17 protein-coding genes are annotated in these 19,000 nt (G+C 69.8%); 12 read left to right on the forward strand and 5 right to left on the reverse strand.

From position 1 onward, the window contains the following. Positions 1–51: 51 nt before the first annotated feature. Positions 52–273, forward strand: a complete 222-nt coding sequence (locus ABTW65_RS01160) for a hypothetical protein (protein ID WP_350657943.1) — start codon at positions 52–54, stop codon at positions 271–273. Between the two features lie 8 nt (positions 274–281). On the opposite strand, the gene corA is transcribed toward ABTW65_RS01160, so the two are convergent. After that, complete coding sequence (gene corA / locus ABTW65_RS01165; protein ID WP_350657944.1) at positions 282–1,262, reverse strand: magnesium/cobalt transporter CorA; 981 nt, start codon at positions 1,260–1,262, stop codon at positions 282–284. A 78-nt stretch (positions 1,263–1,340) separates the two neighbouring features. Between corA and ABTW65_RS01170 the strand changes: the two genes are divergently transcribed. The 4 genes from ABTW65_RS01170 to mshC are packed head-to-tail and all read left to right on the forward strand — an operon-like array spanning position 1,341 to position 4,720. After that, positions 1,341–2,069: a histidine phosphatase family protein gene (locus ABTW65_RS01170; protein WP_502890540.1), complete on the forward strand. Its 729-nt coding sequence runs from the start codon at positions 1,341–1,343 to the stop codon at positions 2,067–2,069. 2 nt (positions 2,070–2,071) lie between these two features. After that, the gene (locus ABTW65_RS01175) at positions 2,072–2,677 is read left to right on the forward strand and encodes a DUF3090 domain-containing protein (protein ID WP_350657946.1); all 606 of its coding nucleotides are present in this window, start codon (positions 2,072–2,074) and stop codon (positions 2,675–2,677) included. 4 nt (positions 2,678–2,681) lie between these two features. Then, the gene (locus ABTW65_RS01180) at positions 2,682–3,455 is read left to right on the forward strand and encodes an SCO1664 family protein (protein ID WP_350657947.1); all 774 of its coding nucleotides are present in this window, start codon (positions 2,682–2,684) and stop codon (positions 3,453–3,455) included. A 32-nt stretch (positions 3,456–3,487) separates the two neighbouring features. Beyond that, entirely contained in the window at positions 3,488–4,720 is a 1,233-nt protein-coding gene (mshC, locus tag ABTW65_RS01185; protein WP_350657948.1) for a cysteine--1-D-myo-inosityl 2-amino-2-deoxy-alpha-D-glucopyranoside ligase, read from the forward strand. A gap of 119 nt (positions 4,721–4,839) precedes the next feature. Here the strand turns inward: mshC and ABTW65_RS01190 are convergent, their stop codons facing one another. Then, positions 4,840–5,688: a PAC2 family protein gene (locus tag ABTW65_RS01190; RefSeq protein WP_350657949.1), complete on the reverse strand. Its 849-nt coding sequence runs from the start codon at positions 5,686–5,688 to the stop codon at positions 4,840–4,842. Between the two features lie 189 nt (positions 5,689–5,877). Here ABTW65_RS01190 and metH point away from each other — a divergent pair, with 189 nt between their 5' ends. Continuing rightward, positions 5,878–9,582: a methionine synthase gene (metH, locus tag ABTW65_RS01195; protein WP_350657950.1), complete on the forward strand. Its 3,705-nt coding sequence runs from the start codon at positions 5,878–5,880 to the stop codon at positions 9,580–9,582. On the opposite strand, the gene ABTW65_RS01200 is transcribed toward metH, so the two are convergent. Further along, the gene (locus tag ABTW65_RS01200; RefSeq protein ID WP_350657951.1) at positions 9,564–10,295 is read right to left on the reverse strand and encodes a hypothetical protein; all 732 of its coding nucleotides are present in this window, start codon (positions 10,293–10,295) and stop codon (positions 9,564–9,566) included. The genes metH and ABTW65_RS01200 overlap by 19 nt on opposite strands. A gap of 79 nt (positions 10,296–10,374) precedes the next feature. On the opposite strand from ABTW65_RS01200, the gene ABTW65_RS01205 reads away from it, so the two are divergent. After that, on the forward strand, positions 10,375–10,776 hold the full coding sequence (locus tag ABTW65_RS01205; protein ID WP_350657952.1) for a TIGR03668 family PPOX class F420-dependent oxidoreductase: 402 nt from the start codon (positions 10,375–10,377) through the stop codon (positions 10,774–10,776). A gap of 9 nt (positions 10,777–10,785) precedes the next feature. On the opposite strand, the gene ABTW65_RS01210 is transcribed toward ABTW65_RS01205, so the two are convergent. Beyond that, positions 10,786–11,700 (reverse strand): hypothetical protein, encoded by a 915-nt coding sequence (locus tag ABTW65_RS01210; RefSeq protein ID WP_350657953.1) that lies wholly within the window; start codon positions 11,698–11,700, stop codon positions 10,786–10,788. Positions 11,701–11,872: 172 nt separating this feature from the next. Here ABTW65_RS01210 and ABTW65_RS01215 point away from each other — a divergent pair, with 172 nt between their 5' ends. The 4 genes from ABTW65_RS01215 (at position 11,873) to ABTW65_RS01230 (ending at position 14,991) form a co-directional block, all read left to right on the forward strand. Next, positions 11,873–12,370 (forward strand): CBS domain-containing protein, encoded by a 498-nt coding sequence (locus ABTW65_RS01215; protein WP_350657955.1) that lies wholly within the window; start codon positions 11,873–11,875, stop codon positions 12,368–12,370. Continuing rightward, a complete protein-coding gene (fdhD, locus tag ABTW65_RS01220) occupies positions 12,358–13,194 on the forward strand; it encodes a formate dehydrogenase accessory sulfurtransferase FdhD (protein ID WP_350657956.1) in 837 nt (278 codons plus the stop codon). The genes ABTW65_RS01215 and fdhD overlap by 13 nt, the downstream gene beginning before the upstream one ends. Positions 13,195–13,259: 65 nt before the next feature. Continuing rightward, positions 13,260–14,426, forward strand: a complete 1,167-nt coding sequence (locus ABTW65_RS01225; protein WP_350657957.1) for a sterol desaturase family protein — start codon at positions 13,260–13,262, stop codon at positions 14,424–14,426. Positions 14,427–14,529: 103 nt separating this feature from the next. Continuing rightward, positions 14,530–14,991, forward strand: a complete 462-nt coding sequence (locus tag ABTW65_RS01230) for a hotdog fold thioesterase (RefSeq protein WP_350657958.1) — start codon at positions 14,530–14,532, stop codon at positions 14,989–14,991. A 3-nt stretch (positions 14,992–14,994) separates the two neighbouring features. Here ABTW65_RS01230 and ABTW65_RS01235 read toward each other — a convergent pair whose 3' ends face one another. Continuing rightward, positions 14,995–17,709 (reverse strand): ATP-binding protein, encoded by a 2,715-nt coding sequence (locus ABTW65_RS01235; protein ID WP_350657959.1) that lies wholly within the window; start codon positions 17,707–17,709, stop codon positions 14,995–14,997. 132 nt (positions 17,710–17,841) lie between these two features. Between ABTW65_RS01235 and ABTW65_RS01240 the strand changes: the two genes are divergently transcribed. Next, a complete protein-coding gene (locus ABTW65_RS01240) occupies positions 17,842–18,942 on the forward strand; it encodes a class I SAM-dependent methyltransferase (protein WP_350657960.1) in 1,101 nt (366 codons plus the stop codon). Positions 18,943–19,000: the final 58 nt, after the last annotated feature.

A 19,000-nucleotide genomic window follows, 5' to 3' on the forward strand; every position in this document is an offset into this window, starting at 1 on the left:
AGACGTAAGACCTTGGGCGCCAACTTCGCCAAACGTGAAACACTGGCAGCAATGAGTACCACCCCGCACCACGTAGCGTGGCTCGAGGCGAAAGCCGAGAAGTACGTCGAAGACGCAAAGGCCTTCACGAGCGCGAGAAGTAGTGACCTTCAGGTCGGCGGACTCACGGGGGAGCAGTGGGCCACCGTGTATCGAGCCGTGGCCCACGAGCTCCGAGAGTGCGCACGCGAGGCCGCAGAGCAGCGGCCGCGCCGTCCGTGGCGCAGAGAGTAGCGACGCGGTCAGAACCAGCCCGACTTCCGGAAGAAGATCCACATGCCGGTGATCACGCCGCCCATGAGCAGCAGCGCGAATGGGTAGCCGAACCTCCAGTCGAGCTCGGGCATGTAGGTGAAGTTCATCCCATAGATCCCGGCGATGAGGGTCGGCACGACGATCATCGCCGCGCCCGCCGAGATCTTGCGCATGTCGTCGTTCTGCTGCAACGAGATCTGCGCCAGATGGGCCTCGAAGGCAGAGGACAGCAACGTCTCTAGGTTCTCGATCGCCTCCACGATCGAGGCGAGATGGTCGAGGACGTCGCGGAAGTACGGGCGCAGATCCGGGTCGATCCCGCCCTCGCCGTTGGCGAAGCGGCGCACCGGCTCGCGCAGCGGCATCACCGCGCGGCGTACCTCCGCGATCTCCCGGCGGAGCCGGTAGATCCGGGCCGAGTCGTGGGTGCGCTCGTCGGAGAAGACGGAGGTCTCGACCTCGTCGACGTCCTTGGTGAGCTCGTTGGCGACGTCCACGTAGCCGTCCACGATGTAGTCGACCACCGCGTGGACCGCCGAGTAGGAACCCTCGTTGAGGAGCTGCTCGTCGCTGGTCTCCAGCAGCTCACGGGCCGGCGCGAGCCGCGATCCGCGACCGTGGCGGACCGTGATCACGTAGTCGGGGCCGATGAAGAAGGCGACCTCGCCGGTCTCGACGGCGTCCTCGGAGTCGACGTACCAAAGCGTCTTCACGACCAGGAACATCCCGCCCTCGTAGCGCTCCAGCTTGGGCCGCTGGTGGGCGGTCAGCGCGTCCTCGACGGCGAGCGGATGCAGCCCGAAGGCCTCGGCCACCTCCTCGAGCTCGTACTGACTGGGCTGGTAGAGCCCGAGCCAGACGAAGTCGCCCTCGTCCTTCACGCCGCTGCGGAGCGTGGCGTAGTCGTGGGGCGCGCAGTCGATCCTGTCGCGCGCGCCGCCGCGGTAGAGAGCGCTGTCGACGATCACGTTGTCAGGTTAGGGCATGCTGCCCGGCATTGTGGGCCGGCTTCACCGGGATGGATAGGGTCGCCAGTCGTGGCGACGATGATCCTGGTGAGACACGGCCGTACGACGGCGAACGCATCCGGAACCCTGGCCGGCAGGCTTCCCGGGGTGAGGCTGGACGAGCGCGGCGTGGAGCAGGCGAGCAGAGCCGCGGAGCGGATCGAGCCGGTCCCGCTGGCGCTGGCGGTGACCAGCCCCATGGAGCGCTGCCAGCAGACGCTCTCGGTGATCCTGGAGGGTCGCGCCGAGCAGCCCACCGTCGTCGTCGAGGACGGCGTCTCCGAGTGCGACTACGGCGAGTGGCAGGGGGAGAAGATCACCACGCTGGCACGTCGCAAGCTGTGGAAGACGGTGCAGACCCAGCCCTCTGCGGTCACCTTTCCCGGGGGCGAGTCGATGGCTGCCATGCAGGCCAGAGGAGTCGAGGCTGTACGCCGCCACGACGCCGCCGTCACGGCCGCGCACGGAGACTCGGCGGTCTGGCTGTGCGTGAGCCACGGCGACCTGATCAAGTCGATCCTGGCCGACGCGCTCGGGATGCACCTGGACCTCTTCCAGCGGCTCCACGTCGACCCGGCCTCGATCTCGGTCATCCGCTACGGCGAGGGGCGACCCTCGGTCCTGGCCACGAACACCCACGCCGGCGACCTGTCCTGGCTCGCGCCGAAGCAGGCCGCCAAGAAGGGGCGCAAGTCGTCGCGGCGGCGCAACGACGACGCCGTCGTGGGCGGTGGCTCGGGTCCTGAGCCTGGTCTGGATAAGGTTTGACCATGCCTGTGATGCACGCCTTCGACCCGCCCGAGCGATTCGTCGTCGGCACCGTCGGCGAGCCCGGGGCGCGTACGTTCTTCCTCCAGGCGCGTGAGGGAGCGCGAGTCGTCTCCGTGGCCCTGGAGAAGCAGCAGGTCACTGTGCTCGCCGAACGGCTCGACGAGCTCCTCGACGAGGTGATGAAGTCGGCGCCCGCCGTGGTGCCGGCGGTCGCTCCCTTCGACCTCGACGACAACGGACCGTTGGAGCAGCCGATCGAGGAGGAGTTCCGGGCGGGCACGATGACGCTGGCCTGGGATCCCGACGAGGACAAGGTCGTCCTCGAGGTCTTCCCGATCAGCGAGACCGAGATCATCGCCGAGGTCGACGAGTCGGGCCAGTTGGTCGACGAGGACGCCGTGGCTGCCATCGAGCTGGACGAGCCGGAGCCCGACGAGGTGCTCCTGGTGCGGATCGCCCCGCGCAACGCCCGTGCCTTCGTCAAGCGGGCCGAGGCGGTGCTGGGCGCCGGACGCCCGAACTGCCCGTTCTGCGGCAACCCGATCGATCCCGAGGGACACCTGTGCGTCCGGGCGAACGGGTTCAAGCGGCGCGACCCGGTCTGAGCCGATGAGCGAGCGAATCATTGCCCCCGAAAGTGACGGGGCCATGGAGCTCGTCGGGCGGCTGACGACGGCCTCGAACGCGACCTTCCTGGCCACCATCGGCGAGACCGAGGTGGTCTACAAGCCGATCGCGGGGGAGCGGCCGCTGTGGGACTTCCCCGACGGGCAGCTCGCGCACCGCGAGGTCGCCGCCCACCTCGTCTCGGAGACGCTGGGATGGTCGGTGGTCCCCGAGACCTGGCTCGGTGACGGGCCGCACGGTCCCGGGATGATTCAGCGCTGGGTCCACGCCGACGAGAGCCTCGAGCCGGTCACCATCGTGCCGGAGGGGGAGGTGCCCGACGGCTACCTCCGGGTCTTCGACGGCTTCGACGATCAGGACCGGGTCGTCACCCTGGCCCACGAGGACACGCCCGGGCTGCGACGGATGGCGGTTTTCGACGCGATCACCAACAACGCCGACCGCAAGGGCGGTCACGTCCTGCCGATCTCGGGTGGGCGCCGTTACGGATGCGACCACGGGCTGACCTTCCACGAGGAACCGAAGCTGCGCACCATCCTGTGGGGATGGCGGGGGCAGGGCTTCTCCGACGAGGAGCTCTCCGGTATCCGGGCGGTCCACGCGGGGCTCGTCGGTTCGTTGGGGCGGGAGCTGGCTGCGTACCTCACGGGTCGGGAGGTCGACGCGCTCGGCCGGCGCTGCGAGACCCTGCTCGCCGAGGGGGTCTTCCCGCGGCCGGAGTACGACCGCCATGTCATCCCGTGGCCGCCCTTCTGAGACACGTGGTCCCCGCCAAGTAGGCTGCACCCATGCGCGCATGGTCTGCACCCGAAGTCCCAGAACTGTCCGTCAACGGGCCCGAGGTGCAGCTCTATGACCATCAGCGGGACGCGGTCGTCCCGACTGAGGGTCAGGGGCGGCGTTCGCTGTACGTATGTGGCATCACGCCCTACGACGCGACCCACATCGGCCACGCCAACACCTACGTCGCCTTCGACCTGCTCCACCGGGCGTGGCTCAACGCCGGCTACGAGGTCGGCTACACCCAGAACGTGACCGACGTCGACGACCCGCTGCTCGAGCGGGCCGACAAGGTCGGGATCGAGTGGGAGGCGCTCGCCGAGCGCGAGACCGAGCTCTTCCGGCAGGACATGGAGGCGCTGCGGGTCGTGCCGCCGCAGCACTACATCGGCGCGGTCGAGTCGATCCCGCTGGTGCTCTCGCTGATCGGCGAGCTCGAGGAGGCCGGCGCGATCTACAAGGTCGACGAGGACGTCTACGCCTCGGTGGCCGTCGACGACGCGTTCGGTGAGGAGTCGCGCCTGGGGCGCGAGGAGATGATTGCGCTCTTCGGTGAGCGAGGCGGTGACCCCGAGCGGGCCGGCAAGAAGGACCCGCTCGACCCGCTGCTGTGGCGCGCCGAGCGTCCGGGCGAGCCGGCCTGGCCCTCGCCGTACGGCCCCGGCCGTCCCGGCTGGCACATCGAGTGCACCGCGATCGCCCTGGAGCACCTCGGCGCCGGCTTCACTGTCCAGGCCGGCGGCTCCGACCTGGTCTTCCCGCACCACGAGATGTCCGGCTCGCACGCGCGGTCGGCCGGCAAGGACTTCGCCGAGATCTACACCCACGGCGGGATGGTGGCCTACGACGGCCACAAGATGTCCAAGTCGCGCGGCAACCTGGTCTTCGTCTCCGCCCTGCGCAACTCCGAGATCGACCCGATGGCGATCCGGCTGGTGCTGCTGGGCCACCACTACCGCGACGACTGGGAGTGGACCGACGCCAAGCTCTTCGACGCCGTCGACAAGATCGCCGAGTGGCGCAAGGCCGTCGCCCTCGGCCGCGGCGCCCCCGCGGCGCCGGTCGTCGAGACCATCCTCGGTGCCCTGGCTGACGACCTCGACGCCCCGCGTGCGGTCCAGGCCGTCGACGCCTGGGTCGCCGCCACCCTCGGTGAGGGCGGTCTCGCCGAGACCTCGGACGCTCTTGCCGGCGAGACGATCTCCGAGATCGTCGACGCGGCGCTGGGCATCAAGCTCTGATCGTCGGCCTCAAGGGCCACACGCGTCACACCGCTCGGGCTTTTCCTGCACTTCTCGGGTGTTGCATTGCCTGAGAAGTGCAGGGATACCCGGTTAACCGGGTATCCCTGCAACCGGTCTTACGAGTCGTCCGTACGCCGCTTGAGGTAGCGCTCGAACTCCCGGGCGATCGCGTCGCCACTGGCCTCGGGGAGGTCGGCGGTGTCGCGGGCCTCCTCGAGGGAGCGTACGTAGTCGGAGACGTCCTCGTCCTCCTCGGCGAGGTCGTTGACGCCGCGCTCCCAGGCTCGGGCGTCCTCGGGGAGGTCGCCGAGGGGGATGGAGCACTGCAGCAGGTCCTCGAGCTTGTTGATGATCGCGAGGGTGGCCTTGGGGCAGGGCGGGGCGGCGACGTAGTGGGGGACCGCGGCCCAGTAGGAGACCGCGGGGATGTCGGACTGGACGCAGGCCTCCTGGAGCACGCCGACGATGCCGGTCGGCCCCTCGTAGGACGGCGAGTCGAGCTTGAGGCGGTCGACGAGGTCGGGCTCGGTGGCGGTGCCGGAGACCGGGATCGGCCGGGTGTGCGGAGCGTCGGCGAGGAGCGCGCCGAGGGTCACCACGAGCTGGCCGCCGAGCTCGTCGACGCACTCCAGGATCTCGCCGACGAACTGCTTCCAGCGCATGTTGGGCTCGATGCCGCGTACCAGGATGATGTCGCGGTCCAGGTCGGGCGGGGAGCAGACGGCGATCTGGGTGGTGGGCCAGGTGATGGAACGGAAGCCGTTCGCGTCGGTGCCGGTGACCGGCCGGTTGACCTGGTAATCGTAGAAGTCCTCGGGATCGATCTCGGCCACCACCCGCGCGTGCCAAACGTCCATCAGATGGTCAACCGTGCCGGAGGCGGCATCGGCCGCGTCGTTCCAGCCCTCGAACGCGGCGATCACCACAGGATCGACCAGGTCGCGGGTCTCTTCGATCTCGATCACACCTCCACCCTAGTCACCGAGACCAGGGAGTCGGCGTCGTTCACCCTGCGTACACCTTCTCAATTCCCACCTGGTGGACTGCCAGTGTCAGGATTCGGAATGAAATGGCATGGCCTGCGCACCTACGCCGTAGCGTGTTTCAGGCAAAGCCGTGCACACCACCGTGCCCGCCCGGGAGAGGAAACAAGAGTGAGTCTGCGCCCTGATGTCACCGAGACCCTGACCGCCACCCTGAAGGAGCGGATCATGGTGCTCGACGGCGCGATGGGCACTGCGATCCAACGTGACCGTCCCGACGAGGCCGGTTATCGCGGCGAGCGGTTCAAGGACTGGCCCACCGACCTCATCGGCAACAACGACCTGCTCAACCTGACGCAGCCGCAGATCATCGAGGGCATCCACCGCGAGTATCTCGAGGCCGGCGCCGACATCATCGAGACCAACACGTTCAATGCCAACGCGGTCTCGCTGAGCGACTACGACCTGGCCGACCTCGCCTACGAGATCAACTTCGAGGCGGCCCGCCTGGCTCGTGCGGCCGCGGACATCTACTCGACCCCCGACAAGCCGCGCTACGTCGCCGGCGCGCTCGGCCCCACGACGCGTACGGCCTCCATCAGCCCGGACGTGAACGACCCCGGCGCCCGCAACGTCACCTACGAGCAGCTCCGCGACGCCTACGCCGACGCGACCCGCGCGCTCCTCGAGGGCGGCTCGGACCTGATCTTCATCGAGACGATCTTCGACACCCTCAACGCCAAGGCGGCGATCTTCGCTGTCCAGCAGGTCTTCGAGGAGTACGGCCGCCGCTGGCCGGTCGTCATCTCCGGCACGATCACCGACGCCAGCGGCCGCACCCTGTCGGGGCAGGTCACCGAGGCGTTCTGGGATTCCGTACGCCACGCCGACCCGCTCCTGGTCGGCCTCAACTGTGCGCTCGGCGCCCAGGAGATGCGCCCCTACATCGCCGAACTCGCCCGCGTCGCGGACGCCTTCGTCTCCTGCTACCCCAACGCGGGGCTGCCGAACGCCTTCGGCGAGTACGACGAGGGCCCCTCCGACACCGCGGGCCATGTCCACGAGTTCGCCACCGCCGGGTTCGTGAACCTGGTCGGCGGCTGCTGCGGCACGACGCCGGCCCACATCGCCGAGATCGCCAAGCAGGTCGAGGGGGTCGCGCCTCGCGACGTCCCCGAGGTCGAGCCCGCGCTGCGGCTCTCCGGCCTGGAGCCGTTCACCGTGACGGAGGAGAGCCTCTTCGTCAACGTCGGGGAGCGGACCAACATCACCGGGTCGGCGAAGTTCCGCAACCTGATCAAGGCGGGCGACTTCGACACCGCGCTGTCCGTGGCCGCCCAGCAGGTCGAGAACGGCGCCCAGGTCATCGACGTCAACATGGACGAGGGCATGATCGACGGGGTCGCGGCGATGACCCGCTTCCTGACCCTGGTCGCCTCCGAGCCCGACATCTCCCGGGTTCCGATCATGATCGACTCCTCCAAGTGGGAGGTCATCGAGGCCGGTCTGAAGCTCGTCCAGGGCAAGCCGATCGTCAACTCGATCTCGCTCAAGGAGGGCGTGGAGTCCTTCGTCGAGCACGCCGAGCTGTGCAAGCGCTACGGCGCCGCCGCGGTCGTGATGGCCTTCGACGAGGACGGCCAGGCCGACTCCTACGAGCGCCGGATCGCGGTGTGCGAGCGGGCCTACCGGATCCTCGTCGACGAGGTCGGCTTCGAGCCCGACGACATCATCTTCGACCCCAACGTGTTCGCGGTCGCGACCGGGATCGAGGAGCACGCGACGTACGGCGTGGACTTCATCGAGGCCGTCCGCTGGATCAAGCAGAACCTCCCCGGGGCGAAGGTCTCCGGCGGCATCTCCAACGTGAGCTTCTCCTTCCGCGGCAACAACCCCGTGCGCGAGGCGATCCACGCGGTCTTCCTCTACCACGCGATCGAGGCGGGCCTGGACATGGGCATCGTCAACGCCGGCGCGCTGGTGCCCTACTCCGAGGTCGACTCCGAGCTGCGGGACCGGATTGAGGACGTCGTGCTCAACCGGCGCCCCGACGCCGCCGAGCGGCTGCTCGAGATCGCCTCGAAGTACAACAAGGACTCACCCGAGGCGGAGGCCAAGGCCGAGGCCTGGCGCGAGCTGCCGGTCGGTGAGCGGATCACCCACGCGCTGGTCAAGGGCCTGGACGCGTACGTCGAGGCCGACACCGAGGAGCTCCGCGCGGAGATCTCGGCTCGTGGTGGCCGCCCGATCGAGGTCATCGAGGGGCCGCTGATGGACGGCATGAACGTCGTCGGCGACCTGTTCGGTGCCGGCAAGATGTTCCTGCCGCAGGTGGTCAAGAGCGCCCGGGTGATGAAGAAGGCGGTCGCCTACCTGATCCCGTTCATCGAGGCCGAGAAGAAGCCGGGCGACGCCGAGACCAAGAACGGCACCATCGTGATGGCCACGGTCAAGGGCGACGTCCACGACATCGGCAAGAACATCGTCGGCGTGGTGCTGCAGTGCAACAACTACGAGGTCATCGACCTCGGTGTGATGGTGCCGGCGCAAAAGATCCTCGACGCCGCCAAGGAGCACGACGCCGACATCATCGGCCTCTCCGGCCTGATCACGCCGTCGCTGGACGAGATGGTCGGCTTCGCCACCGAGATGCAGCGCGTCGGGCTCGACCTGCCGCTGCTCATCGGCGGCGCCACCACCTCGCGGGCCCACACCGCGGTCAAGATCGACAAGGCCTACGACGGCCCCGTCGTCTGGGTCAAGGACGCCTCCCGCTCGGTGCCGACCGCGGCAGCCCTCCTCGACGCAGGCCGGCGGGAGAAGCTGATGGCCGAGGTCAAGGTCGACTACGACTCGCTCCGCGAGCGCCACGCCGAGCGGCGCGAGCGGGTGTCCCTGACGTACGCCAAGGCGAAGGCCAACAAGCCCGAGATCGACTACTCGTTGCTGCCGGCGGAGCCCGCGCAGCCGGGCGTGCACACGCTGCTGGACTATCCGATCGCGGAGCTGCGCGACTACATCGACTGGCAGCCGTTCTTCAACGCCTGGGAGATGAAGGGGCGCTTCCCCGACATCCTCAACAACCCGGCCACCGGCGAGACCGCGCGCAAGCTCTACGACGACGCGCAGGAGATGCTCGACAAGATCATCGAGGAGAAGTGGCTCGAGGCCCGCGGCGTCTACGGCCTCTTCCCAGCCAACTCGACCGGTGAGGACGTGGTCGTCTATGCCGACGACTCGCGCACCGAGGAGCGCGCCACGCTGTTCCAGCTGCGTCAGCAGGGCCAGCACCGCGACGGCATCTCCAACAAGTCGATGGCCGACTTCGTCGCGCCGGTCGGCGAGGGGGCTGACCACGTCGGCGCCTTCGCGGTGACCGCCGGGATCGGGCTGCCCGACCGGGTCAAGGCGTTCAAGGACGACCTCGACGACTACTCCGCGATCCTGCTGGAGGCCCTCGCCGACCGTCTCGCCGAAGCCTTCGCCGAGCGGCTCCACGAGCGCGTACGCACCGAGTTCTGGGGCTACGCCGCCGACGAGGGCAAGCTTCCCAATGAGGACCTGATCGCCGAGAAGTACTCCGGCATCCGCCCCGCTCCGGGCTACCCGGCCTGCCCCGACCACACCGAGAAGCAGACGATCTGGTCGCTCCTCGACGTCGAGGCGAACACCGGCATCGAGCTCACCGAGTCGATGGCGATGTGGCCGGGTGCGTCGGTCTCGGGCCTCTACTACGGCCACCCCGACTCGCAGTACTTCGTCGTCGGCCGTATCGGTCAGGACCAGGTCGCCGACTACGCCCGTCGCAAGGGTTGGACGATGAAGGAAGCCGAGCGCTGGCTGAGCCCGAACCTGGGCTACGACCCCGAGGACTGAGCCTCGGGGTTGTCCAGCCACGCCGGCGGGACCTGACCGACGCTGACCACGTTCCAGAACGCCGTACGCCGCGTCAGGATCGTGACGAGGTGGTAGCCGTCCGGGTGGCGGGTGAGCACGCCCGCCACCGGGTCGCGCGCCCGGTCCAGGGTGAGCGGGATGACGTGGGCCCAGGTCTCGGTGGCGGGGTACCAGTAGGCGCCGACCGTCGAGGCGTCCCAGGAGCCGAGGGCGGCGTTGGCCTCGGTGGTCGCCGGACGGAGTCGGGCCAGGAGCTCCTCGGGCTCCATGCCGGCGCGATCGGCGTGGTCGTAGGCGATGTGCAGACCACCCACAGACGTGATCCGTGAACCGTTGTCGAAGGCCGGCGGCGCCCAGCTCTCCAGCGCAGTCCGGCAGCGCTGGCAGTCGTCGTCGCGGCTCCAGTCGGCGAACTCCACGTCGTCGACGGCCAGGTCCTCGCCGCGGCTCGTGACCAGCACCAGGCGCAGCCCATCCTGGTCGCGCAGGGGCAGCGGGTTGTGCTCGAGCCCGTCGCGGAAGTGCAGCAGCGCGGAGGCCTCGTTGACCCCGATCCGGTGGACGACCGCGCTGCGCAGCCCCTGCAGCCGTGCCTTCGGCGACTCCTGCCTCAGCAGCGCCGGGTCGACCAGGTCTGCCAGCCACTCGACCAGGTCGACGGTGAGCAGCCGCTCGGCCTCAGCAGGCAGCACGAGGGAGGAGGTCGGGAGCCATGCGGGACACCGTATCCGTCTCCCGGCCGCCCTCGCCGACCGCGGATAGGCTCGGACGGTGCGACACGACGAGCAGTGGGCCAGGGAGCGGTTCGCCGGCGCCCGGGTGGCGCGGCTGGCGACGGTCTCGGCCGACGCCGCTCCCCGGATCGTGCCGATCGTGTTCGCCCTGGCAGGCGACGTGATCCTCACCGCGGTCGACCACAAACCCAAGTCGACCACCCGGCTGCGGCGGCTCGAGGACATCGCGGCGAACCCGGCGGTGTCGCTCCTGGTCGACGCCTACGACGACGACTGGTCGCAGCTGTGGTGGGCACGCGCCGACGGCATCGCGCGGGTGCACGCAACCCACGACCTCGACCCGCTGGTCGCGAAGTACGCCGACTACCGCGAGCAGTCGCCGACCGGGCCGGTGATCGTCATCGAGGTCACCCGGTGGTCCGGCTGGTCGGCGACCTGAGGTCCCGGATCAGCGCGAGCGTCGGAAGGGGCGCAGGATCTCCCCGCTGGGAGACGGGCCGCGGGAGGGCATCGCCGGGGGTGCCGGCGGGGCGGCTCCGGCCCAGGGGCTGCGTGCGTCCAGGACAGTTGCCCATTGTGACGCGGTGGGACGTAGTCCGGGAGGGCCGGCAGCCTGGTCCATCAGCCGGGTCAGCGGGCCGACCAGGATGCCGGCCTGGCCGGCGAAGGTCAGATCGGGCCGGAGGCCGGGGGCGGCGTTGCGGTCGCCGGTGAGCACGCGCGCGATCGTAAGAGCCAGCTTGAAGCGGTCGCTGTCCGCGGTCGGCGGCAGACCGAGGTTGGTGGGGTCCTCCCAGCCGCGGGTGTCGGCGGGCGGGAGCACGCCGTCCTCGCCGGCCGGCCGGATCCCGTCGCAGTCGAGCAGCATCACCCGGGGGATCGGTGACACCGACCAGGCGATGTTGCGCGGCGAGAGGTCGCCGAGGACGAGCCCCTGCCGGTGCAGCGCGTCCATCACCGCGGCCAGCGCCCGCATCAGCAGCACCCGCTCGTAGATCCCGGGGCTGCGTACGTCGCCCGTGTCCACGAGCAGGCCGAGCTCCGCCAGCGCGGTGGCGGGACCGAACCCGGCCAGGAACGGCTCGTGGACCCGTTGCATCAGGAAGCCGGCCGTGCGCAGTCCGTCGAGCACGACGGTGTGCGGCCAGGCGGCGAAGTGGTCGACCTGCAGACCCTCGCTCTCGACCAGCCCACGGATACGCACCAGCTCGGCCAGTGCACGGCCGTCCACCAGCCCGAGCTCGCGCGTGCGGTACAGCTTCGCGACCGTCCCGGGGTGGTCGGCCAGCTCGATGATGCGGCCCTGCGAGCCCTGGGCGATATGGCGTCCAAGGCTCAGGTCGCTGAGCTGGATATCGTTCACGGAACCTCCGGCACCCGTCGTAGGTAGGCAGATCGTACGTGGCTGGGCGATCCCGTGCCGAGTCGACGGCCCATCTGGTGGCACCCGGCTGATGAGAGGGCGCGGCGGGCGCGGCGGGCGCGGCGTACCGTGGTGTTCATCAGGACCGGCAGCGCGAACGAGAAGAGGACAGGTGCCCCTCAGCAGGATCGAGGAGTCGACCACCCGCAACCAGGGTGGGGTCGAGTTCGGCGGCGGCCGGCTTGCGTACGCGTCCGGGGAGGCGACCGTGGCCGAAGCCATGGTCCGCCGGCCGAAGCTGCTCCCTGCCACGGCGACCGGGCGCGACGTACGCGACCTCTTCCGCGACGACCACGTGCACGCGGCGCTCGTTGTCGATGACGGCCGGCTGCTCACGGTCATCGAACCGCACGAGGTCGACGCGAGCGGGGACGGGCCGGCCGGGACGATGGGCACGCTGCGAGGCCGTACGGTCGCCCCCGACGCCGATCTGTGGGAGACCTGGGTGTGGATGACCGGCAACCGGTGCGGCAGGCTGGCCGTGGTCGAGGACGGGCGCTGTGTCGGGCTCCTCTGCCTCAAGCGGACCAGTCGGGGCTTCTGCTGCGACGCCGGAATCCGCGCGAGGGCTCGACAGACCACACGACAGGAGCTGACATGGGACGAGTGACAGTTGGACGGCCCGTGCTGCGGATCCGCGACGGTGTGATCTCGCGCCGGCCCGACACGCTGGCGGCGGAGGAGCCGATGGAGATCAGGGTCAACGGGCGACCGCTGACCGTCACGATGCGCACTCCGGGAGGCGATTTCGACCTCGCCATCGGTTTCCTGGTCAGCGAGGGCGTCGTGCACTCCGCCGACGACGTAGCGAGCGTCCGCTACTGCGCCGGCGCCACCGCCGACGGCGGCAACACCTACAACGTGGTCGACGTCGGCCTGGCCGCGCACGTCCCGCCACCCGACGCCTCCCTGGAGCGCAGCTTCTACACGACCTCCTCGTGCGGACTGTGCGGGAAGGCGTCCCTCGAGGCGGTGCGTACGTCCTCGGCCTGGTCGGTCGCCGAGGACACCCTGCGGGTCACGCCCGAGCTCCTGACCACCCTTCCGGAGCGCCTGCGGGAGGCGCAGCGCGTCTTCGACAGCACCGGCGGCCTGCACGCGGCCGGGCTCTTCGACGCGGAGGGCAACCTGATCTGCGTGCGCGAGGACGTCGGCCGTCACAACGCGGTCGACAAGGTCATCGGGCACGCACTGCGCGAAGGTCTGGTGCCGCTGCGCAACAGCATGCTGATGGTCAGCGGCCGGGCCTCCTTCGAGCTCGTCCAGAAGGCCGTGATGGCCGGCATCCCGCTGCTCGCCGCGGTCTCGGCGCCCTCCTCGCTCGCCGTCGACCTGGCCGACGACAACGGCCTGACCCTGGTCGGCTTCCTGCGCGGCTCCTCGATGAACATCTACGCCGGGACCGACCGCATCGCAGCCGTACCCGTCGGCTGAGTCGACGTCGGAATTGAGTACGCCGGCTCAGGCGCAGCAGGTGGGCCGGCGGCCAGACTGCTGCCATGCCCGAGACCGAGACCGAGACTGAGACCGAAACCGCCACCCGGCGTCCGCGCTTCGCCCTGCTGCGCCATCACCTGTTCGCGCCGGCCGCCTCGTGCTTCCTGGGCGTCCTGAGCCTGGCGACGGTGCTCTGCTTCCACTTCCCGGAGCTGCTGACCACCCGTGAGTTCCGCGCGGTCTACACCGAGGACTTCGCGCGTACGCTGCTGCTCGTCGGCCTGGCGGCCGCCTTCTTCGCCGGCACGATCGCGGTGCTGCGCGACCAGCACAAGCGGATGGCCTTCATCGGCGTCGGAACGGCGACCGCGGCGGTGCTGCTCGGTGGCACCGATGTCCCGTTCGACGGTCGGGTCGAGGACACGCCGTTCTCGCTCGGTCTCGACTGGTTCGTGCTCGCCCTGTTCTTCTCCGCGCTGGTCTTCATCCCGCTCGAGCATGCCTTCGCGCGCCGCCCGGTGCCGGTCTTCCGAACCGGCTGGCGCACCGACGCCTGCTACTTCTTCATGAGCCACGTCCTCGTCCAGCTCATCCTGATCCTGGTCACCACCTCGACGTCGCTGGTGGTCTCGTCGGTGAAGGTGCCGGGCGTACAGGCCTGGATCGACGGTCTGCCGTTCCTCGTGGCCTTTCTGCTCGCCGTCTTCCTCGCCGACCTGGCCCAGGCGGTGCTGCACCGCTGCTACCACCGGATCATGGTGCTGTGGCGCTTCCACGCGGTCCACCACTCCAGCCCCGAGCTCGACTGGCTGGCCGGATCCCGGGTGCACTTCGTCGAGACCGTGCTGACCCGCAGCATCGTGCTGCTGCCGCTGCTGTTCCTGGGCTTCTCGACCTCGGTCGTCAACGCGTACGCCGTGCTGGTCGGCATCCAGGCGGTCGTCGCCCACGCCAACCTCGGCATCCGATTCGGCTTTCTCGAGTATCTGATCGTGCTGCCGCGCTACCACCACTGGCACCACGCCCGGCACCTCGACTACTGGGACCGCAACTACGCCATCCACCTGCCGGTGATCGACATGCTGATGGGCTCCTTCAAGCTGCCGCGCGACGGCAGCTGGCCCGAGGAGTACGGCGTCCTCAAGCGCGAGACCGTCCCCGTCGGGATCATCGCCCAGCACGTCGCCCCGTTCCGTGGCCAACGGACCTATGACGAGTACGTCCGCTGACCCTGTGCTGTCTTCACCAGGGTGGTCACCTGATGCGATCACGCACCTCGGACCGTCACGGTGGGCTCCTCATGCAAATTCTCAACAGTAGGAGTTTCGAACCATGACGCAATTGTCACAGCGCCTCGCCGGCATCTGGTCCACCCCTCCCTCGCTCGTGTTCATGAGCGAACTGTCGGCCGCGACGCTGATCGGACATCTCGGTATCGAGTTCCTCGAGGTCGGTGACGACCACCTGACCGCCCGAATGCCGGTCGATGGGCGCACCCGACAGCCCTTCGGTGTCCTGCACGGCGGCGCATCGGTCGTCCTGGCGGAGACCTTGGCGAGCTGGGCTGCAGCCCTGGTCGTCGACCCCGACCAGGCCATGTGTTTCGGAATGGAGATCAATGCCAACCACGTACGGCCGGTGAGCTCGGGATGGGTGACCGGCGTGGCACGGCCGGTCGCCCTCGGTCGTCGATCTCAGGTCTGGGAGGTCCGGATCAGCAACGAGGACGGAAAACTCGTCTGCGTCTCTCGTTGCACCATGGCCGTCGTCGAGGCGACGCAGGGTCAAGAGTGACCCTCACGAGCCGAGGAGCTGCTCGGCAAGCTCGGCGCGGGAGTGGATGTCCAGCTTCGTATAGACCTTCCGCAGGTGGTACTCGACGGTCTTCGGGCTGAGGAAGAGCGCGGCCGCGGTCTCGCGAGTGGTGCGGCCCTCGGCGAGGAGCAGCGACACCTGCAGTTCCTGCGGTGTCAGGGACGCCGCTCCCGACGCCTCCCGTCGCGCCACCTTCTCGCCTGTCGCTTCCAGCTCGGCCGCGGTGGTCCGGGCCCACGGATCGGCCCCGAGGTCGTCGAAGGACTCGAGCGCGGTGCGAAGCTGTGCGCGGGCGTCGACGCGGCGCCCCGCGCGGCGGAGTCGGCCGCCGTACGCGAGGTGGGTCCGTGCGGCCTCGAAAAGGTCACGGGTGTCAGCGTGACCTTCGATGGCCGTCTCGAAGTGCGCGTCGAAGGATCGCTGGTCCGCCACGGTTCCCAACGCCCGGTGCGCCCGCGCGACCGACCAGGGTCGACCCTTCGTGCGTGCTGCGGCCGCGTACCGCCGGGCCTCGGCCTCTGCGTCGGCGGGCCGACCGAGACGGAGCAGGGCATCGACCAGCTCCGCGCCGGGGGAGAGGTCGGGATCGGCGATGCCCCATTCGTCGAGCCGTCGCGAGAGGTCGATGAACGTCTTCGTGGCGGCTCGGGGGTCGCCCTCCGCGAGCTCGAGGTCGCCGATGGCATAGAGGCACCAGGCCTCGCCCATCCGGATGCCCCGCTCGACGCACAGAGAGACCGCCTCGGTCGCGTGCTCCCGACAAGCGTCGCTCCGACCCCGTCGGGACTCGAGCCACGCCAGTCCGGCGAGGGACATCGCGAGGTCGGTACCCTGACCCGTCTCCCGAGCAAGCCGGATCGCCTCCTCGTAGTTGGCCGCGGCTCGGGACCAGGCAGTCGATGTCGCCTGGTCGCGGGCGACGTGGAACAGCACGTTGGGCAGCAGGCCGACGCCCATGCGGGAGCGCACCTCGTCGACGATCCGGCGGAGGTCGGCACCGGTCTGTGCATCGCGGAGAAACAACGGTGTCGTCAGCAGCCACGGCAGCGCCTCGGGGTGCTCGACCGGGTCGGCGTGCGCGGCCAGCAGCGGGACCGCCATCTGGATCTCCTCCAACCCGCCGTCGCCGCTGAGCACCTTGGACATCCCCGCCGCGGCGAGCCCGATCGCGCGAGCGCGCGGCAGTTCGGCGGCTGGGACCGCGTCCAGCAGTTTCGTGGCGATGCGCGTCGACACCGCGGCGTCGGCCAGGTAGAAGGCGGCGTGCAGCGCCTCGGCAAGGAGGAACACGGCGTCGTCGGGCGTGGGAGCGTCGGGCGCCGCGCCCTCGAGGATGCGGACCGCGTCGGCGACCGACCCGCTTCGCGCCGCGATCTGAGCCCGAATACGGAGGGTGCGCGAGCGGGTGCCGTCCGGGACGGGCCGGGTCTCGATCTCGTCGAGCAGGGCGACCGCTCGGTCGTGGAGGCCTCCGCTCCACGCTGCCTCGGCAGCCTCGCACAACAGGAGGTGCCACCGGTCGGTGTCCGTGCTCAGCCGCGCCGCACGCTCGTAGGCGGTGCTCGCGACGGTGTACGCCGTGCGGGCGCTCGCGCTGTCGGCGGCGGCTTCGAGCAGGCCCGATACCTCCGGGTCGGGACCCCAGGTGGCCTCGGCCAGGTGCCACGCCCGTCGCTCCGCGTCGTCCGGCAGCAGGTCGGCCACGGCGAGGTGGACGACCCGACGGAGAGTCTCGTCGGCCTCTGCGTAGACGGCCGCGCGGACGAGCGGGTGTCGTACGTCGATGCGGCTGCTTGTCACGACGACCAGCCCGGCCCGCTCGGCGGGACCGAGGGCGGAGACGTCGAGACCGAGCCGCTTGCAGACTTCGCCCGTATGGTGGAGGTCACCGTTGGCGACCACGGCAGCGAGCAGAGCGGTCCGGGATCCCTGGTCGAGCTCCGCCAGCCGCCGGGAGAACGCGGCCGCGAGGGTGGCGGGCAGCGCGGGCGGGAGCCCCGGGGCCCGGTCATCGAGGAACTCGATGTTGCGGCCGAGCTCGAGAAGGGCGAGAGGGTTGCCACCGGTCGCGGCGAACAGCCGGGCCACCTGCTCCTCGGTCGGTGGCGTGACCTCCAGAGAGCGCACGAGGTCGTCGGACGCCGCCGGGTCCAGTCCTGACAGCTCCAGTACATCGAGGCCGTCGAGGAGGCCCTCGCAAGCTCCGGATCGGCCGGCGAGCAGGACGACGGCGGGGTCCGCGTCGAGCCGGCGGGCGGCGAAGGCGAGAGCCTCCGCAGACGGTCGGTCGAGCCATTGCAGGTCGTCGACGACGACACCGATGGGCGCGTGCTCGGCGTACCGGCACAGCAGCGCGAGGGTCGCTGCGCCGATGGCGAACCGGTCGCCGGCGGTCCCCGCCTCGAGGGCGAGTGCGCGGCTCAGTGCTGCTGCCTGCGGATCTGGAAGCGCGTCGATGAGGTGGAACGCCGGACGGAGCAGGAGGTGGAGCCCGGCGAACGCGAGGTCCTGCTCTGCCTCCGTACCGGTTGCGCGCAGGACGTGGACGCCCTCCAGGCGGTCTAGCGCGTCGTCGAGCAGCGCGGTCTTGCCGACGCCCGGCTCGCCTGTGATCGCGAGCGCGCCACCGCGGCCGATCCTCGCACCGGCGAAGAGCTGGTCCACGACCCGCTGCTCCGCCTCTCGTCCGATGAGCACGCGGGAAGTCTAGGAGCGGGCACCCGCGCCGACCCCGCGACTGAACAGCGCCCTACCTGGTCCTGGGTAGCCAGAGCGACTAGGTGGGGCACCTGACGCGGGGACGTGCCGGGCGTTCCTAGCGTTCCCGTCATGACCACTACTGATGACGCCATGACCCCGGGCACGAACGAGGTCGAGATCGACATGGACAAGCTGATGGCCTTCGTCTTCCGAGCGGTGGACGAGGTCGGAGCCACGCTCAACGCCGCTCTGGTGGTGATGGGCGACAAGCTGGGCTACTACCGCGACCTCGCGGCAAACGGGCCGAGCACGCCGACCGAGCTCGCCGTGCGGACCGCCACCGGCGAGCCGTACGCCCGCGAGTGGCTCAATGCCCAGGCCGCCGGCTCCTACGTGACCTACGACCCGGCCACCGGCCGGTACACGCTGCCGCGGGAGCACGCGGTGGCGCTGACCGTCGAGGACAGCCCGGCCTTCCTGCCCGGCATGTTCCAGATCGCGCTCGGCACCGTCCACGACGCCTCGCACATCCTCGAAGCCGCGCGCAACGGCGGCGGCTACGGATGGCACGAGCACGACGCCGACGTTCACGTCGGCTGCGAGCGGTTCTTCCGCCCGAGCTACAACGCCCACCTGATCGCCGAGTGGCTTCCCGCGCTCGACGGTGTCGTGGAGAAGCTCGGACGCGGAGCGACGGTTGCCGACGTGGGCTGCGGCCACGGCGCCTCGACGATCCTGATGGCGCAGGCCTTCCCCAACTCCCGCTTTGTCGGATGGGACTACCACGACGCGTCGATCGCGACCGCGCGAGAGCGCGCAGCGGCCGCGGGCGTCGCGGACCGGGTGAAGTTCGAGGTCGCCCAGGCTTCCGCTTTCGACGGGAGCGACTATGACCTGGTCACCATGTTCGACTGCCTGCACGACATGGGTGACCCGGTCGGCGCGGCGCGGCACGTCCGGGAGTCCCTCGCCGAGGACGGCACCTGGATGGTCGTCGAGCCCATCGCCGGCGACCATGTCGAGGACAACCTGCACCCGGTCGGCCGCACCTACTACGGGTTCTCGACGCTGCTCTGCACACCGAGCTCTCTCGCCCAGGACGTCGGGCTCGCGCTGGGCACCCAGGCTGGCCCGGCCCGGATCCGCGACGTGACGATCGCCGCGGGGTTCACCCGGTTCGAGAGCGTGTCCGAGACCCCGTTCAACCGTGTCTACGAGGTCCGGCCGTGACCGAGACGGCTCCCGCGCTTCGTTCCCCGGCCGAAAGTCCGGTGCGACCGGCCCGACC

Origin of the sequence: Nocardioides sp. NPDC127503 (assembly GCF_040302165.1) — a bacterium.
Classification (GTDB): Bacteria; Actinomycetota; Actinomycetes; order Propionibacteriales; family Nocardioidaceae; genus Nocardioides.

What these genes read in the sequence shown, in the direction of transcription:
- ABTW65_RS01160 (WP_350657943.1), top strand. Translation starts at nt 52, where the DNA reads ATGAGTACCACCCCGCACCACGTAGCGTGGCTCGAGGCGAAAGCCGAG.
- ABTW65_RS01170 (WP_502890540.1), top strand. Translation starts at nt 1,341, where the DNA reads ATGATCCTGGTGAGACACGGCCGTACGACGGCGAACGCATCCGGAACC.
- ABTW65_RS01175 (WP_350657946.1), top strand. Translation starts at nt 2,072, where the DNA reads ATGCCTGTGATGCACGCCTTCGACCCGCCCGAGCGATTCGTCGTCGGC.
- ABTW65_RS01180 (WP_350657947.1), top strand. Translation starts at nt 2,682, where the DNA reads ATGAGCGAGCGAATCATTGCCCCCGAAAGTGACGGGGCCATGGAGCTC.
- mshC (WP_350657948.1), top strand. Translation starts at nt 3,488, where the DNA reads ATGCGCGCATGGTCTGCACCCGAAGTCCCAGAACTGTCCGTCAACGGG.
- fdhD (WP_350657956.1), top strand. Translation starts at nt 12,358, where the DNA reads ATGGGACGAGTGACAGTTGGACGGCCCGTGCTGCGGATCCGCGACGGT.
- ABTW65_RS01225 (WP_350657957.1), top strand. Translation starts at nt 13,260, where the DNA reads ATGCCCGAGACCGAGACCGAGACTGAGACCGAAACCGCCACCCGGCGT.
- ABTW65_RS01230 (WP_350657958.1), top strand. Translation starts at nt 14,530, where the DNA reads ATGACGCAATTGTCACAGCGCCTCGCCGGCATCTGGTCCACCCCTCCC.
- ABTW65_RS01240 (WP_350657960.1), top strand. Translation starts at nt 17,842, where the DNA reads ATGACCACTACTGATGACGCCATGACCCCGGGCACGAACGAGGTCGAG.